Below are 14,671 nucleotides of genomic sequence, written 5' to 3' on the forward strand. Positions count from 1 at the left end.
TGTGTCAACCCCGACGGCAGCTACACCGACCAGGACCGCGCCCGACGCCGCGGGCTGACCCTGGGCAACCAAGGCCCCGACGGCATGTCGGCGCTGCGCGGCTGGCTGACCCCTGAAGCCCGCGCCACGTTGGAGGCCGTGCTGGCCAAAACGGCCACCCCCGGCCGGTGCAACCCCGACGATGACCTGCCCGTGGTAGATGGTCCGCCCAGCGAGGAAGCCGAGCGGCGCGACGCCCGCTCGCCCGCCCAGCGCAACCACGACGGACTCAACGCCGTGCTGCGGGCGCTGCTCGCGTCGGGAAAACTGGGCCAGCACAACGGGTTACCGGCCACCATCATCGTGACCACCACGCTGCACGACCTCGAGGCCGCCGCCGGCACCGCACTGACCGGCGGGGGCACCCGCCTGCCCATCAGCGATGTCATCCGCATGGCCCGCCACGCCCACCACTACCTGGCCCTCTTCGACAACGCCCAACCCATCGCGCTGTATCACACCAAACGACTGGCCTCACCCGGTCAGCGCATAGTCCTCTACGCCAAGGATCGCGGCTGCACCCGCCCGGGCTGCGACACGCCCGGATACTGGTGCGAGGTCCACCACGTCGAAGACTGGGCCACCACCCACCGCACCGACGTCACCACGCTCACCCTGGCCTGCCCATCCGACCACCCCCTAATCGAACCCGGCGGCTGGACCACCCGAAAACGCGCCAACGGCGACACCGAATGGATCCCCCCACCACACCTCGACCACGGCCAACCGCGAGTCAACACCTTCCATCACCCCGAAAAGCTGTTGGCGAACGAGGACGACGACGGCCCGTAGCTACCCGGCTTGCCGGGCTGGCGGGCGATAGAAGATCAGCAACTGACCGACGGCACCGGCGAGACCGAGCAAAACCGACACGAGCAGGCCCTGCCATCCGTTGAGCCAGTTCTTCCCGAAGATCGCCCAGTCAAGGCTGAGTCTTCCGGGACCGATCGTGGCCACGGCGACCGCGCTCACCGCCAGCACCAGGTTGTACTCCCAGCCCTCCTTGACGATGAAGAAGCCGTTGTGGCGGTGCACGGTCCAGGCGGCGACCAGCATCAGCGAGACGAAGCCCGCCGCCGGGATCGGCGTGAGCAACCCGGCCGCCATACCTAGTCCGGCGGCCATCTCGGTGGTGGCGGCCACGGTGGCGTGAAATTTGCCGGGCTTCATGCCGATGCTCTCAAACCACCGCGCGGTGCCCGGTATGCGGCCGCCGCCGAAGAACTTGTTGAAGCCGTGCGCGGCCAGTGTCACGCCCAACACCAGCCGCAGGATCAGTAACCCGACGTCGTAGGGAGTCATAGATGCAAACCTAGATCATGGGGCGGATCGGATGACAGAAGCGTCGAGCCGCTGCGTCGGGTAATCCGTGTGGGAACATAGCGGGCGTTCCGACGTTTGCCGATGAATAGCCAATCCGCCAGGGGGTGCACCATCACTCGTGTCGCACGGGGCAACGGTGCCCGTGACGACCCGTCCGGCCGGCACGGGGCGACGTCCTCCGGGCACAGCGTGGTGTTGCTGAACGGCGAGGGGAATCACCCGCGGGAGCTTCTGGGCAACAAGGGCCACGGCATCGACGCGATGCGCCGGCACAATCTGCCGGTCCCCCCCGCGTTCTGCATCACCACCGAGGTGGGCCTCCGATACCTCGCCCATCCCCAGGCCACCATGGACGCGATCTGGGAAGACACGCTCGACCGGATGCGCTGGCTGGAAAAAGAAACCTCACGCACGTTCGGACGAGGCCCGCGTCCGCTGCTGGTCAGCGTGCGTTCGGGAGCCACGCACTCGATGCCCGGCATGATGGACACGATCCTGGACCTGGGCATGAACGATGCCGTCGAACGGGCGCTGGCCGCGTCCGGCGCCCAGGCGTTCGCCCGCGACACCCGCCGGCGGTTCAACCGGATGTATGAGCGGATCGTGGGCGCCGGTGGACAACGATCGGTGCCCGCCGACCCCTTCGCCCAGTTGCGCGACGGCATCGCCGCGGTTTTCGACTCGTGGAATTCGCCTCGCGCGGTTGCCTACCGCGCGCATCAAGGCCTCGACGATCGGGGTGGTACCGCCGTCGTCGTGCAGGCGATGGTGTTCGGCAACCATGGACCCAATTCCGGTGCCGGAGCATTCTTTTCGCGCAACCCGATAACCGGCGCCGGCGAACCGTTCGGTGAATGGCTACCCGGTGGCCAGGGCGACGACGTGGTGTCCGGATTGGTCGACGTGGAACCGATCACTGCGCTGCGTGACGAGCAACCGGCCGTCTATGCCGAGCTGACGGACGCCGCCCGTCGGTTGGAGCGGCTCGGGTCCGACGTTCAAGAGATCGAGTTCACCATCGAAGAAGGCAAGTTGTGGCTGCTGCAGACACGGGCGGCCGAGCGGTCGGCGCAGGCGGCGGTGCGATTGGCCCTGCGACTGCGACACGAGGGGCTCATCGACGACGCCGAGACGCTTCGCCGGGTGACCCCGGCACATGTAGAGACTCTGTTGCGGCCCGCGCTGCAGCCCGAAACGCGTATGGCGGCACCGCTTTTAGCCAAGGGTCTGCCCGCCTGCCCGGGGGTGGCATCGGGTAAGGCGTACACCGACGTCGACGAGGCGCTGGACGCCGCCGACCGAGGCGAGCAGGTCATCCTGGTACGTGATCACACCAGGCCCGAAGACGTCCTGGGCATGCTGGCCGCACAAGGCATCGTCACCGAGGTCGGCGGCGCCGCCAGCCACGCGGCAGTGGTCAGCCGTGAACTGGGCCGGGTGGCCGTGGTGGGCTGCGGCCAGGGGGCCGCGGCATCCCTGGCCGGCAGGCAGATAACCGTCGACGGCTACGAAGGCGAAGTGCGCGAAGGCAATCTGAGCGTGTGCGCGTGGTCGGAGAACGACACGGCGGAGCTGCGTGAGCTGGCCGACATCGCCCGACGGATCAGCCCGCTGCGTGCGTACGCCAGCGGCGACCACCCGACGCTCGACGACGCCTCCGACGCCGCGGTGCGGGCGGCCATGAAGACCGGGCACACCGACGTGGTTTCGGCCACCCCGCTGATCATCATGCTGACCGCGCTGCGGCTGGCCGACGAGGCCGCGCCGTGACCGAATTGACGGTACTGCAAGCGGTCCGGTTAAAGGGCCGGGTCAGTCCCGCCGACCTTGCCGCGACGCTGGACAGGGAGCTTGGCGACATCACCAACATCGTCGAGCAGCTGACCGCGTCGGGCCTACTGGTCGACGGCACGACGTTACGGCTCAGCCCGAGCGGCCGCGCCCGGCTCGAGACGCTGCTCACCGAGGAGCGCGAGGGCATCGACTCGGCCGCGATGGCCGCCGCCTACGAGGACTTCCGCGCGGTGAACGCCGATTTCAAGTCCCTGGTCACGGACTGGCAACTCAAAGGCGGCTTGAAAGCCGGCCAAGCAGGCAAGCCCAACAACCACGATGACGCCGAATACGACGCCGCGGTGCTGGCCCGCCTCGATGACGTGCACGCGCGGGTGGTGCCGATCATCGAGGCGGCCGCGACACAGCTGCCGCGGTTGAGCGCCTACTCGGCGAAATTGCTTGCGGCACTGGACAAAGTCAAGGCCGGCGAGACGGCATGGCTGAGCAGGCCGCTCATAGACTCATACCACACCGTGTGGTTCGAACTGCACGAGGAGCTGATCCTCGCCGTTGGCCTGACCAGGGAAGAAGCGGCCAGATCCGGTGACGCCCAATAGCTTTACAGCGCCGCGTCGAGTAGCTGCAAGTAGGCGTCGATGTCGGGGACGGCCGACTCCGCCGCGTGCACGCTGATCGCGACCGTGTCGCCGATGCCATGCACCCCATGAGTCAGGCCCATCACCGGCGACAGTGCCGGGTATCCGGCCGTCAGCACCACCCCGGCATCTCCGAAGCTCAGATCGGCAGCCCCGCGGTCAACGCTGGACACCACGGTGTTGCCGGCCACTTGCGCCGGACGGACATCGGGGTTGAACTGTGAGACGCCCCAACGCAGCAGCGCCGCGGGAACCGCCGCGAACGCGCGGTCGGCGGCACGCGTAGCCGAATGCTCAAGGCGGCGCCGGCCGTTGGCCAAGTCGGTCGCTATCCGCTCGGCGCGGGCGGCCAGGCCGAGTTTCGGGTACAGCCCGACAGTGACGTTCCCGAAATGGTTGTGCGCCTGTGGCACACCGGACTTAGCCATCGGCACTTCGGCAGCCAGCGAATCGTCCGCGTCCCCGAGCAGACCGGACAACGCCGTCGACACCGCGGCCAGCACCCCGACGGTGACCGTCGGACCGCGCAGTTGCGAGCGGTGCCGCACCAGCGTGCGCACCGAGCGGGCGCCGTCCGGGCGGGCGTTTGTGCGCTGCAGAGGCCGCAAACCGGCCCCCGGTGCCAGCAGCCCATGGCGGGTATCGCGGACCAGCCGGCGGTGGGTGCGAGCCGCATCGACGGCCAGCCAGGGGAAAAACCCCGCCGACGGCGGTGCCAGCTCGGGCACCGGGGCGGCCCGGCCGAAGAGCCAGGCCGCCATCGCCGAAGCGCGAACGCCGTCAGCCAGTGCGTGTGGAACCTGCATCACCGCGACGGTGCCCGGGCCGGTGACGCCCGGAATGCCGAACACCGGGGTGAGCACGTGCAGCCGCCACGCCATCCGGCGAGTATCCAGTTGGGCACCGGCGAGGCCGACGACGGCCGCCAGGCAATCGCTCCAGCTGTGGTCGGCAAGGTCGTGGCGGACTACCTGCTCGGGCCCGGCGGTCGCCGGCACCCACCGCGGATACGTCAGCGAACTTCCCTCCTGGACCCGCATCGTCAGGTCCGGGCACTCGCGCGCCCGTTGGCGGATCCGCTCGATCGCGCGCGCGCAATCTGCGGGTTCGCCATCGAACGCGTAGAGCATGAAATCGTCGTTGGGGACTTTGGCCGACATCCAGTAGAACTGCGCATCGACGGCCGCCATGCGCTGCGTCGCCATGGCGTCAGCCGGGTGAGCCGATGAATGTAAGCACCAGGTTGGCGACCTTCTCCGGCTGCTCGAGCTGCAGAAAATGCCCGGCGTGCTCGACGACGGCGACCTCGCTGCCCGCGGGTAGCACCTTTTCCACCCAGCGGGTAAAAGCCGACGTCATACAGCCATCGTCGCGGCCATGCAGGTACAGGCACGGCAGCACGGGCGCCTCGGTCCACAGCCGGTTCAATTCGGCATACTGCGCCGGCGGCCGGGTGTTGCGGATCGTGGCCCGGTACGGTCCCAGTGCCGCCCGCCAGCCCTCCGGTGTGCCGATCGCCGCGTCAACGTGACGTAGATCCTCGTCGGCGCGATAGCCCGGCGACCATCGTCTCCACAGCAGCGGCACCACCCAGGAAGCGGAACGCTCAGGCAGCAAAGGTAATTGGAAGTAGAGGATGTACCAGCTGCGCACCAGCTGAGGGGGTAGGTGGCCGAACAGCCGCATCCGGTCGGCCGCGCCGCCTCGGCGACGGAATGCGGCGGCGGGCGGCAGCGACATGATCACCGCCTTGGTGAACGGGCTGTCGGGCATCGCGGCCAGGCCGGTGGCGGCGAGCGCACCCCAGTCGTGACCGATCACCACGTCGCGCTCGGTGCCGCCCGCGGCCAAGCGCACCCGCAACGCGTCGGCCATCAGCGCACCACCGTGATAGCTTCCGTCGGCCGGAATCGATGACGGCGCGTAACCGCGCATGAAAGGCGCGACGACCCGCCAGCCCGACTCAGCCAGCCGGGGGGCAAGCTTGCGAAACCCGTAGGGGGTGTCGGGGAAGCCGTGCAGGCACAGCGCGATTGGGGCGCCGACGGGTCCCCAGGTCAGCGCCTTCAAGTCGCCACCGGGGCCGGGCACGTCGATCCAGCGTGGTTCAGTCATCGTCGGCTACCTGGTCGAATCCCGACACAAGCCCGATCACGCCGGCAGCCGGCGCGAGCCGCTCAGCCCGGATAGCCCCCTCGGCATGATCCGCCATCTTCACTCCTGTTCGGTGCGTCCGCACGGACCAACCTAACGCGTGCGGGCTTCAGACGCACCGACTCGGTCAGGAAATTGGCTAAATACCGTCTGCTACAAGGGATTTCGGAGATAGGATGCATCGGCGGCTTTCTCCAGGTCGGCTATGACGATCCTGCGCATGCCCAGCATCGCCGCGCTGGCCGCCGTCGCGCGGGCCGGATCCGGATCACCGAGCAGCTCGAGAAGCCGACCCGGGACGATCTGCCAACTCAGGCCGAAGCGGTCTTTGCACCAGCCACACTGCGATTCCTCGCCCCCGTCGGTCAACCGGTCCCAGTATTAGTCGACCTCGGCCTGGTCCTTGCAGCTGACCACGAAGGACACCGCCTCGCTGAACGGGAACTGCGGCCCGCCGTTGATCCCGATGAAGCGGGTGCCGTCCAGCACGAAGCTGCCCGACACGACCGCTCCCGGCTCGCCCGGCCCGGAATCGGTGTACCGGTTGAAGCCCTCGATCTGCGAGTTCGGGAACACCGAGGTGTAGAACCTGGCAGCGTCCTCCAAGTTGTGGTCGAACCACAGCGACGGCGTGATCGATGGCATGGCGGTCTCCCTACGTTTGCTGTCCTGGCGTCGTACCTATAGACCGCGGCGAGGACGAGAACTCACCGCGAGTGAAGTTGCCAAGACCACCTAGGTAACGTCAGAACGGAACACCTCGGCACGCAACGATCGTTCGCAGCGGCAGGCCGGGCAGTGCGACCTAGCGAGAGGACGTCCGTGAGCGCCGTGAGCAGCAGCCCCCAGACGGTCGAGCTTTCCGGCCACAACGGGATCACCCTGGTTGCCGACGAATGGAACGGCGGCGCCGACACGGCCGGCCACCCGACCATCCTGATGCTGCACGGCGGCGGCCAGAACCGGTTTTCCTGGAAGAACACCGGCCAGATCCTGGCCGACGAGGGGTTCCACGTCATTGCCATGGACAGCCGCGGACACGGCGACAGCGACCGCGCCCCGGGCGCCGACTACGCGGTCGAGACCCTGACGGCCGACGTCATGCACGTCCTCGATGCGATCGGCCGGCCGGTAATGATCATCGGTGCGAGCATGGGCGGGTTGACCGGCATCCTCGCCGCCCACCGGGCCGGCCCAGACAAGGTGAGTCAACTGGTCCTCGTCGACGTGGTGCCTCGATTCGAGAAGGGCGGTAGCGCCCGCATCCGCGAATTCATGATGGGCAACATCGACGGTTTTGACACGCTGGAACAGGCCGCCGATGCCGTCGCCGCCTACCTGCCATACCGAACCAAGCCGCGCAGCCCGGAGGGTCTGAAGAAGAACCTGCGCCTGCGCGACGGTCGCTGGTATTGGCACTGGGATCCGGCGTTCATGACCAAACCCGGGGACGACCCCGAACTGCGCACAGAAAAATTCGAGCACGCCGCGGGGAGCCTGACCATCCCGGTTCTATTGATTCGCGGAAAGCTGTCCGACGTCGTCAGCCGCGAAGGCGTTCAGCACTTCCTGACTACGGTGCCCAACGCGGAGTTCGTCGAGTTGCCCGACGCCGGGCATACCGCGGCCGGTGACGACAACGACGCCTTTACCGAAGTCGTGGTGAACTTCGTCAAGCGCGCGCAAGCGTGACCACCTAGTTAGCGGGCTTCTCGTCGTGGCCGCCGAACTGCTTGCGCATCGCCGACAATGCTTTGTCGGCGAAGTCAGCGAGGCGGCGTGAGGCGAAACGGGCATACAGCGCCATAGTCAGAACCGGTGCGGGCACGCCCTCCTCAACCGCCGCAATCGCGGTCCACCGGCCCTCCCCGGAGTCGGAGACCCGCCCGGTGAATTCGGTCAGGTCGGGCGCTTCGCGCAGCGCGATCGCGGTGAGGTCGAGCAGCCACGAGCCAATGACACTGCCCCGGCGCCACACCTCGGCGACGTCCGGGATGTCGATCTTGTACTGATAGAACTGGGGGTGCTCCAGGGGTGCGGTTTCTGCGTCCCCCTGCTCTACGCGGGTGCCGACGTCGGCATTGCGCAGAATGTTGAGCCCCTCAGCGAGAGAGGCCATCATCCCGTACTCGATGCCGTTGTGCACCATCTTGACGAAGTGGCCCGCTCCGGACGGCCCACAGTGTAAGTAGCCCTGCTCAGCCGGTGCGACCTCGCCGGTTCGGCCCGGGGTACGCGGAGCCGCGTCCACCCCCGGTGCGACGGTGGCGAAGATCGGCTCGGCGTGCGCGAACGCGTCCGCATCCCCGCCAATCATCAGGCAATAGCCGCGCTCCCGGCCCCACACGCCACCGCTGGTGCCGCAGTCCAGTAGGTGAATACCTTTCTCGGACAACATCTTTGAGTGTTCGATGTCATCACGGTAGTAGGAGTTGCCGCCATCGATGACGATATCGCCCGGGTCCAGCGTCTTGGCCAGGTCCTTGATCACGCCAGTGGTGATATTGCCCGCGGGGACCATCACCCAGATCACTCTGGGCTTGGCCATCTTCTCGGCGAGCTCTGACAACGAGGACACCCCCGTGGTGTTTTCCTCGCCTGCCATCGCCTTTACCGCGTCGGGGTTGTGGTCGTACACCACGCATTCGTGTCCGCCCTTGGCCACGCGGCGCACGATATTCGCGCCCATCCGGCCAAGGCCAATCATCCCCAGCTGCATCGTGTCCCGTCTCCTTACTGTCTCGCGTGGGTGCGTTCAGGCAGCCTTGGGCAATTCGGCAAGTCGCGCGCCGCTAGCCGGTACAAGGCGTGGTGGGTGACCTTGCGGGCCAGGTCACGGGTAATGCCGGAGGTCACCGGCAAGTCTGAGGGGTCACTGCCGCCGTCGGCCAAGACGCGCACCTCCCCAAAGTCACCGAGTCGGCTCACTTGAGATTCGCTACCCGCGGCGGGAACGCACTCAACCCTAGACATTGCGTATGGGCCCGACAACCCGAAACCATCGAGGGCTTTGGAATGATTCGTGCCGTGGGTGGTGCGCTGCATATCGCGATCTACGTGCTGGCCGGGATCGCCGCGATCGAAGCCGTCGCACTCGTCGTGCTGTCCCGGCTGCTTGTCAGCAGTCGCCGGGAGATCGACGAGTTGCGGCAGCGGGCCGACGCCCGCAATTGGCTGCTATCGGGCGGTCGCGAGGCCGTCAAGACGGTGTGGAACACCGCCAACCTGATGCGCAAGGAGGGCTTCGGCGCCGCCGTGCGCAGCTCGATCGAGGACCTGGCCGACTGGGCCGAGGTCGAGCGACCCGACCTGGCCCGGGTCACCCCGGACGGCCGGGTGGTCATTCTGTTCTCCGACATCGAAGAGTCCACCGCGCTGAACGAGCGGATCGGCGACCGCGCCTGGGTCAAGCTGATCAGCTCGCACGACAAACTCATTTCAGGGCTCGTGCGGCGACGGTCCGGACATGTCGTGAAAAGTCAGGGGGACGGATACATGATCGCCTTTGCGCGCGCCGAACAGGCGGTCCGGTGCGGCATCGACGTCCAGCAGGCGCTGCACGAAAACGCAAAACGCAAGCGGGACGAGGAAATTCGGGTTCGGATCGGCATCCACATGGGGCGCTCCGTGCGCCGCGGCGACGATCTGTTAGGGCGCAACGTCGCAATGGCGGCACGGGTCGCGGCACAAGCCGTCGGCGGCCAGATCCTGGTGAGCCAACCGGTTCGAGACGCCCTCAGCGACTGCCCCGACTTTGAAGACATCCGCTTCGACGAGGGCCGCGACGTCGAGCTGAAAGGCTTTTCGGGTAGCTATCGCTTGTTCGCCGTCGAAGCCGTGGCCGATCCCGACTTGGACTGAAAGCTCTCCGCTTCGGATTCGGCCAGCCGCTGCTGCAGGCGGGCCCGGACCTCGTCGGCCGTGTAGGCACGTCGTTTGCGTTGATCGCGAACCACCAGCGCGCCACCGGCGACAACGCCGGCGACGCTGGCCAGGCCGAGCCACTTCCAAATGCTGTGCATTAACACAGGGTATTCGCTGTGGTTAACTTGTGTGCTCGTCGTACACCAGACACCGCAACGACTGCGCAGCCCCAGGCCCCATGGACACCCTTCGCGATAAGGTCGCCGTCATCACCGGAGCGGCCAGTGGCATAGGCCGCGCCACCGCCTGCACGCTCGCCGATCGGGGCGCTCACGTCGTTGCCGTCGACATCGACGACGACGGTGTCGGCGCCCTCGCCGACGACCTGACCAACCGGGGTGCCGTCGTATTGCCCCAGCGTGCCGATATCTCGGATCCGGGCGCTTTCGACGACATTCGAAGCGCGGCACTGCAGCGGTTCGGCCGGGTCGATATCGTGGTCAACAACGTCGGCGTGCTGACGAACGGTCTGCCCGAAGACATTCCCGTGACCGAGTGGCAACGCATCCTCGACATCAACCTGATGTCGGTGGTGCGCAGCAACGCCACCTTCCTGCCGCTGCTGCTCGATCAGAGCAGCGGGCATCTGGTCAACACCGCCTCCTTCGCCGGACTTTTCACCTATTCCTACGACCGGCTGCCGTATGCGGCGAGCAAGGCCGCTATCGTGCAGATCAGCGAAGGGCTGGCAATCTACCTGCGGCCCAAGAACATTGGCGTAACCCTGCTGTGTCCGGGACCGGTGTTGACCAATATCGCCTCTGCCGTACCGAAATTCGGCGGCGGGGCACCGCTGCGCACCCCCGGCGATCAGTTCGAGCTGCTCGATCCGGCACGCGTCGGCGAGCTGGTTGCCGATGCGATATTGCGCAACCGATTCTTCGTACCCACCCACGTCGGCGTCGTCGACGAGTTACGTCGCCGCATAGATGACTGGGACGCCTACATCGACTACCAGATCTCACGCGAACCTAGAAAGGCGGACGCCGATGGCTGACTCTCACACCAAGGGGCTGGACGTGTTCAAGGAGATGATGCCCGGCCTGATCCCGGACAACGTCACCAGTCTGCGCAGCGGCGGCTTTGCCGACGAACTCGGCGACCTGAGCATCGACCATGTTTTCGGCGGTCTGTGGACCCGCCCCGGCCTGGATCGTCGCTCCCGCAGCCTGGTAACGCTCGGCGCGCTCATCGCCCTGCGGGCCACCGACGAACTGAAGTTCCACTTCCAGATCGCGCTGCGCAACGGGCTGACGATCGGGGAGATCGAAGAGGTGATCTACCACATGGCCGGCTACGCCGGTTATCCCGCGGCGGCCACCGCGCGCAATGTCGCATGCGAGGTACTTCCGAGCCCATAATTGGCTGGACGATGACGAAACCGGTAGCGACAAGCGGGCTTACATGCTGACCCTGGACCAAGCGCTCAACGAGACGCGGACCGGCGACCTTTGGCTATTCCGCGGCGGTTCGCGACCCGACCGTGCCATCCAGACCTTGACGAACAGCCCGGTGAATCATGTCGGGATGACGGTGGCCATCGACGATCTGCCGCCGCTGATCTGGCACGCCGAACTGGGCGACAAGCTCACCGATCTGTGGACCGGCACCAAACACCGCGGTGTGCAGCTCAACGATCTGCGCGACGCCGTCCGGCAGTGGACGGATCGCTACCACCAGCGGTGTTGGCTGCGGCAGCTGACGCCGTACGCCAGCCACAAACAAGAGAACGCACTGCTGCGAGTGATCGCACGGATGGACGGCACCCCGTTTCCCGCTACCGCGCTTCTCACCGCCCGGTGGTTGCGCGGGCGGCTCCCCACCGCCTACGACTGGATGCGGGGAATTCCGTTCGTGGACAGGAAGGTTCGAGAGTCGACAGAGCGACGCAAAGCGCGGCAACGCGTCGGCCTGGGGGCGGCGTACTGCGCGGAGACGGTGGCAATCACCTACGAGGAGATGGGGTTGCTCAACACCGAGAAGTACTCGAACTGGTTCGACCCCGGCTCGTTTTGGAGCGGTGACACGCTGCCGCTTGCGCCGGGTTATCGGCTGGGCGGCGAAATCGCGATCTCGGTCGATTGAGCCCGTTAATCGACCGTCATCTCGCCCATCGCCGACCACCCCGTCGCGTCGATGGACTGACTGATGATTTTCGGTATGGACTTCAACGCCTGCGGGAGCTCCCGCATCGCCTGCTTGAAGTGATCGCTGTTGACGTGGACGCCGCCCGCGTTACCGTCACGGAAGGCCTCCACCAGGACATACTCCGTCGGGTTGTCCAGGCTGCGGGACCATTCGAACCAGAGGTTGCCCGCTTCGGCGCGCGTGGCAGCGGTGAACGCGGCTACCAGTTCCGGCCAGCGGTCGGACCACTCGGGTTTCGTTTCGAACTTGACGACGATGAAGATCATTGCCGCTCCCCGGTGGTGCCCGCAGCTCCCGTTGCGCCCGCTCGGTCCCTGCGGGCAGCGTTCAGGATATACGGCGTGCCGGTCTCACCACGACGAACGTAGTGCCGACTGCGACGTTCGGATTCCTGACAGCAAAGTCCGGCTAGACACCACGAATGGGCGTCTAGCCGGACTTTGGGTTGACGGTGCGCCGAATCGGAGTCAGCGTGCAGTAAAGTGATGTAGGCTACAGTCAGCCTTTGTGCCGGCAGTACACCATTTAACCTAAGCGCTTAAATCGATTAGTGTGATCTACGTCGCAGGAAACTATGGCATAAATCAGCACATGCGCATTTCTAATTGTTATGGATTCGCAATACCGGGGTCGCCCGGCGGCGGCAAATCGGGGGCGGGTGGAGCCGGCATTGCGGGAGCCGGAGCATCGACCAGAACGGCCGGTGCGTCCGGCGGTGGAGGTGGCGCGGCCTCGCCGTCCGGTGCCATCGGCAGGAACATGTGGTGCGTGAATCCGGCCTGGTGAGCGCCCGGACCGCCGATGTGCACCCCGCCGCGTTCACCACTGGACACCGAGGTGCCGTCCGGCAAGGTCACGGCCGTGTGACCACCGTTCCAGCCGACAACCAGCGCATTGGGAGCGGTTCCATATTGAAAGCCCCGCGCCAACAAAGCGGCTTCCTCGTTCCCCGTGTTAAACCGATCGCCGAAAACCGGCCGGTCGGACGCCGCATTGGCAACCCACGAAGCGAGCCCTGAACAGTCGGTCCCGGAGGGAGTATCTCCGCCCGGAATATAGGGCGTCCCGGAGACCTGATTGATGAGTGACATCAATGTTGCTAGAACAACCATGGGGAGGCACGCTAGCAACAAGATTCATTGGTAACCAAAATTTGTGGCGCGCATCATGTGCAAATTGGAGAATGGCATTCGCCACATCTTCAGCAAACTTATGACGGAAAGGCTTTTTATTGATACGACACTGCCAACCGTTCCCCGTCAACTGGTCTCGGGCGTCGTCTCACGGTCCGCCGACTTTCTGGCCCCGAATAGCAGCGGGTAGATCAAACCGCCGATAAGGCCCCCGACCAGCGGCGCGAGCCAGAACACCCACAGTTGGCCGGGCGCGCCGTCCCCATTGAAGAAGGCGACGCCCGTGGACCGGGCCGGATTGACCGAGCAGTTACTGATCGGGATGGCCACCAGATTGATGAGCGCCAGCGCCAGACCGATGGCCAGCGGCCCGAATCCGTTGGGGGCCCGATCGTCGGTCGCGCCCAGTATCACGATGAGAAAGAACGCCGTAAGCAGGACCTCAGTGATGATCACGGCCGCAAGCGAGTAGTGGTCTGGCGAATGCTCGCCGTATCCGTTCGCCGCCATGTGTCCGGTGGCTGAGAATCCGGGCTTGCCTTGCGCAATGACCAGCAGAGCCAGGCCCGCAAGCAGGCTGCCGACGACCTGGGAGATCCAGTACCCCGGAAGGTCCTTCCACGGCAGCCGGCCGCTCACCGCGGCGCCCAGGGTGATCGCGGGGTTGAAATGGCCGCCGGAGATGTGGCCGACGGCGTAAGCCATAGTGACGACGGTGAGCCCGAAAGCCAATGACACTCCGAGAAAGCCGATGCCCAATTGGTATGTGGCGCTGCCATCCTCGGCTTGGGCGATCTGCTTGGCCGCAAAAATTGCGCTGCCGCAGCCAGCGAACACCAACCAGAACGTGCCGAACAGCTCGGCACCGAGTTTCGAAGCGAGCGACGACGATGTCATAGTGCCGCCTCCTTATGAGGTGTCTTCCGCGACAACTAGTAGACAATGCTAATTGTGACTTGGGGACGCAAGCAATCATCTGCTTGGACATCTACTTGGACGTCACTCTGCGTTTGTGCCCCTTGGCGAGGCTGGGCCAGACCGTAGAAAAGGTCGTTGATCTGTGCAAAGTCAGCCTGGCCCGAATGAGCGTCTGCGCCGAGCCGTAAGGGATCATCGCTGCCATGCGTGGGGCACCGTAGGCCATCGAAATAGACGGAGGGCACCTGGGATGACCACGACCGATTCCGTCACCCGGCTAGGCCGCTACGGACGAACGGACGGATCGCTTCTCAAACCGGTGGGCGACGCCGCCCGCCTGAATCTGCAAGCTGCCGTCCGCGTCCGGCGTCAGGGCAGCCGTGCGTGGGCGACGCCACATGGTCGGCGAACGGCCAGTTGCGCGGCCCCAAACACTTGAGGGTCGCGCTGACGCCGGCGTGATCGCTTGCGGTGCAGGCGCATTGGCGGGGCTACCGACCACCGCGTGCGCGGCTGCCTGCCGCGTCGGCGATTCACCGGCCTGCCGAACACGGTCGCCGACGCGGTTACGACGAGTTGATATCTATGAGTCGGTGTTCG

General features: G+C 66.0%; 17 protein-coding genes and 1 pseudogene. 8 read left to right on the forward strand and 10 right to left on the reverse strand.

What is annotated here, in order from left to right; translation table 11 throughout:
* The coding region (locus tag ACLP4W_RS26005) for an HNH endonuclease signature motif containing protein (RefSeq protein WP_442390266.1) at nucleotides 1-831 on the forward strand (831 nt) is incomplete at its 5' end.
* Here the strand turns inward: ACLP4W_RS26005 and ACLP4W_RS26010 are convergent.
* Nucleotides 832-1,341, reverse strand: a complete 510-nt coding sequence (locus ACLP4W_RS26010; RefSeq protein WP_442390267.1) for a DoxX family protein — start codon at nucleotides 1,339-1,341, stop codon at nucleotides 832-834.
* A gap of 132 nt (nucleotides 1,342-1,473) precedes the next feature.
* On the opposite strand from ACLP4W_RS26010, the gene ACLP4W_RS26015 reads away from it, so the two are divergent.
* Both ACLP4W_RS26015 and ACLP4W_RS26020 read left to right on the forward strand, forming a co-directional pair.
* Complete coding sequence (locus ACLP4W_RS26015; RefSeq protein WP_442390303.1) at nucleotides 1,474-3,132, forward strand: pyruvate, phosphate dikinase; 1,659 nt, start codon at nucleotides 1,474-1,476, stop codon at nucleotides 3,130-3,132.
* On the forward strand, nucleotides 3,129-3,755 hold the full coding sequence (locus ACLP4W_RS26020; protein WP_442390268.1) for a MarR family transcriptional regulator: 627 nt from the start codon (nucleotides 3,129-3,131) through the stop codon (nucleotides 3,753-3,755). Before ACLP4W_RS26015 ends, ACLP4W_RS26020 begins: the two co-directional genes overlap by 4 nt.
* A gap of 2 nt (nucleotides 3,756-3,757) precedes the next feature.
* Here the strand turns inward: ACLP4W_RS26020 and ACLP4W_RS26025 are convergent, their stop codons facing one another.
* The 3 genes and pseudogenes from ACLP4W_RS26025 to ACLP4W_RS26035 form a co-directional block, all read right to left on the reverse strand.
* Entirely contained in the window at nucleotides 3,758-4,999 is a 1,242-nt protein-coding gene (locus ACLP4W_RS26025; RefSeq protein ID WP_442390269.1) for a WS/DGAT domain-containing protein, read from the reverse strand.
* Nucleotides 5,000-5,003: 4 nt separating this feature from the next.
* A complete protein-coding gene (locus ACLP4W_RS26030) occupies nucleotides 5,004-5,909 on the reverse strand; it encodes an alpha/beta fold hydrolase (RefSeq protein WP_442390270.1) in 906 nt (301 codons plus the stop codon).
* Nucleotides 5,910-6,101: 192 nt separating this feature from the next.
* A pseudogene (locus ACLP4W_RS26035) lies at nucleotides 6,102-6,593 on the reverse strand (VOC family protein).
* A 177-nt stretch (nucleotides 6,594-6,770) separates the two neighbouring features.
* On the opposite strand from ACLP4W_RS26035, the gene ACLP4W_RS26040 reads away from it, so the two are divergent.
* A complete protein-coding gene (locus ACLP4W_RS26040; RefSeq protein ID WP_442390271.1) occupies nucleotides 6,771-7,640 on the forward strand; it encodes an alpha/beta fold hydrolase in 870 nt (289 codons plus the stop codon).
* Nucleotides 7,641-7,644: 4 nt separating this feature from the next.
* Here the strand turns inward: ACLP4W_RS26040 and gnd are convergent, their stop codons facing one another.
* Nucleotides 7,645-8,667, reverse strand: a complete 1,023-nt coding sequence (gnd, locus tag ACLP4W_RS26045) for a phosphogluconate dehydrogenase (NAD(+)-dependent, decarboxylating) (RefSeq protein WP_442390272.1) — start codon at nucleotides 8,665-8,667, stop codon at nucleotides 7,645-7,647.
* 14 nt (nucleotides 8,668-8,681) lie between these two features.
* Complete coding sequence (locus ACLP4W_RS26050) at nucleotides 8,682-8,876, reverse strand: hypothetical protein (RefSeq protein WP_442390273.1); 195 nt, start codon at nucleotides 8,874-8,876, stop codon at nucleotides 8,682-8,684.
* Nucleotides 8,877-8,963: 87 nt separating this feature from the next.
* Here ACLP4W_RS26050 and ACLP4W_RS26055 point away from each other — a divergent pair, with 87 nt between their 5' ends.
* Nucleotides 8,964-9,809, forward strand: coding sequence for an adenylate/guanylate cyclase domain-containing protein (locus ACLP4W_RS26055; protein WP_442390274.1), 846 nt, complete (start codon nucleotides 8,964-8,966; stop codon nucleotides 9,807-9,809).
* Here the strand turns inward: ACLP4W_RS26055 and ACLP4W_RS26060 are convergent.
* On the reverse strand, nucleotides 9,761-9,970 hold the full coding sequence (locus ACLP4W_RS26060) for a hypothetical protein (protein WP_442390275.1): 210 nt from the start codon (nucleotides 9,968-9,970) through the stop codon (nucleotides 9,761-9,763). The two genes, ACLP4W_RS26055 and ACLP4W_RS26060, sit on opposite strands and share 49 nt — an antisense overlap.
* Before the next feature lie 80 nt (nucleotides 9,971-10,050).
* Here ACLP4W_RS26060 and ACLP4W_RS26065 point away from each other — a divergent pair, with 80 nt between their 5' ends.
* Genes ACLP4W_RS26065 through ACLP4W_RS26075 form a run of 3 tightly spaced genes read left to right on the forward strand, consistent with a single transcriptional unit; the run spans nucleotide 10,051 to nucleotide 11,957 of the window.
* Complete coding sequence (locus tag ACLP4W_RS26065) at nucleotides 10,051-10,869, forward strand: SDR family oxidoreductase (RefSeq protein WP_442390276.1); 819 nt, start codon at nucleotides 10,051-10,053, stop codon at nucleotides 10,867-10,869.
* Complete coding sequence (locus ACLP4W_RS26070; RefSeq protein WP_442390277.1) at nucleotides 10,862-11,233, forward strand: carboxymuconolactone decarboxylase family protein; 372 nt, start codon at nucleotides 10,862-10,864, stop codon at nucleotides 11,231-11,233. The genes ACLP4W_RS26065 and ACLP4W_RS26070 overlap by 8 nt, the downstream gene beginning before the upstream one ends.
* 43 nt (nucleotides 11,234-11,276) lie before the next feature.
* Nucleotides 11,277-11,957, forward strand: a complete 681-nt coding sequence (locus tag ACLP4W_RS26075; RefSeq protein WP_442390278.1) for a guanylate cyclase — start codon at nucleotides 11,277-11,279, stop codon at nucleotides 11,955-11,957.
* Between the two features lie 5 nt (nucleotides 11,958-11,962).
* Here ACLP4W_RS26075 and ACLP4W_RS26080 read toward each other — a convergent pair whose 3' ends face one another.
* From ACLP4W_RS26080 to aqpZ, 3 genes are all read right to left on the reverse strand, one after another.
* Complete coding sequence (locus ACLP4W_RS26080) at nucleotides 11,963-12,286, reverse strand: putative quinol monooxygenase (RefSeq protein WP_442390279.1); 324 nt, start codon at nucleotides 12,284-12,286, stop codon at nucleotides 11,963-11,965.
* Nucleotides 12,287-12,628: 342 nt separating this feature from the next.
* Nucleotides 12,629-13,132, reverse strand: a complete 504-nt coding sequence (locus ACLP4W_RS26085; protein ID WP_442390280.1) for a peptidoglycan endopeptidase — start codon at nucleotides 13,130-13,132, stop codon at nucleotides 12,629-12,631.
* 147 nt (nucleotides 13,133-13,279) lie between these two features.
* Nucleotides 13,280-14,050 carry an aquaporin Z gene (aqpZ, locus tag ACLP4W_RS26090; protein ID WP_442390281.1) on the reverse strand — a complete coding sequence of 257 codons (771 nt, stop codon included), beginning with the start codon at nucleotides 14,048-14,050 and terminating at the stop codon, nucleotides 13,280-13,282.
* Nucleotides 14,051-14,671 lie beyond the last annotated feature (621 nt).

This window comes from Mycobacterium sp. (assembly GCF_052145595.1).
Classification (GTDB): Bacteria; Actinomycetota; Actinomycetes; order Mycobacteriales; family Mycobacteriaceae; genus Mycobacterium.

Excerpts from the sequence above, each read along its gene's own strand:
- ACLP4W_RS26085 (WP_442390280.1), bottom strand. The coding sequence starts at position 13,132 with ATGGTTGTTCTAGCAACATTGATGTCACTCATCAATCAGGTCTCCGGG.
- ACLP4W_RS26065 (WP_442390276.1), top strand. The coding sequence starts at position 10,051 with ATGGACACCCTTCGCGATAAGGTCGCCGTCATCACCGGAGCGGCCAGT.
- ACLP4W_RS26060 (WP_442390275.1), bottom strand. The coding sequence starts at position 9,970 with ATGCACAGCATTTGGAAGTGGCTCGGCCTGGCCAGCGTCGCCGGCGTT.
- gnd (WP_442390272.1), bottom strand. The coding sequence starts at position 8,667 with ATGCAGCTGGGGATGATTGGCCTTGGCCGGATGGGCGCGAATATCGTG.
- ACLP4W_RS26010 (WP_442390267.1), bottom strand. The coding sequence starts at position 1,341 with ATGACTCCCTACGACGTCGGGTTACTGATCCTGCGGCTGGTGTTGGGC.
- ACLP4W_RS26070 (WP_442390277.1), top strand. The coding sequence starts at position 10,862 with ATGGCTGACTCTCACACCAAGGGGCTGGACGTGTTCAAGGAGATGATG.
- aqpZ (WP_442390281.1), bottom strand. The coding sequence starts at position 14,050 with ATGACATCGTCGTCGCTCGCTTCGAAACTCGGTGCCGAGCTGTTCGGC.
- ACLP4W_RS26080 (WP_442390279.1), bottom strand. The coding sequence starts at position 12,286 with ATGATCTTCATCGTCGTCAAGTTCGAAACGAAACCCGAGTGGTCCGAC.
- ACLP4W_RS26025 (WP_442390269.1), bottom strand. The coding sequence starts at position 4,999 with ATGGCGACGCAGCGCATGGCGGCCGTCGATGCGCAGTTCTACTGGATG.
- ACLP4W_RS26030 (WP_442390270.1), bottom strand. The coding sequence starts at position 5,909 with ATGACTGAACCACGCTGGATCGACGTGCCCGGCCCCGGTGGCGACTTG.
- ACLP4W_RS26055 (WP_442390274.1), top strand. The coding sequence starts at position 8,964 with ATGATTCGTGCCGTGGGTGGTGCGCTGCATATCGCGATCTACGTGCTG.
- ACLP4W_RS26075 (WP_442390278.1), top strand. The coding sequence starts at position 11,277 with ATGCTGACCCTGGACCAAGCGCTCAACGAGACGCGGACCGGCGACCTT.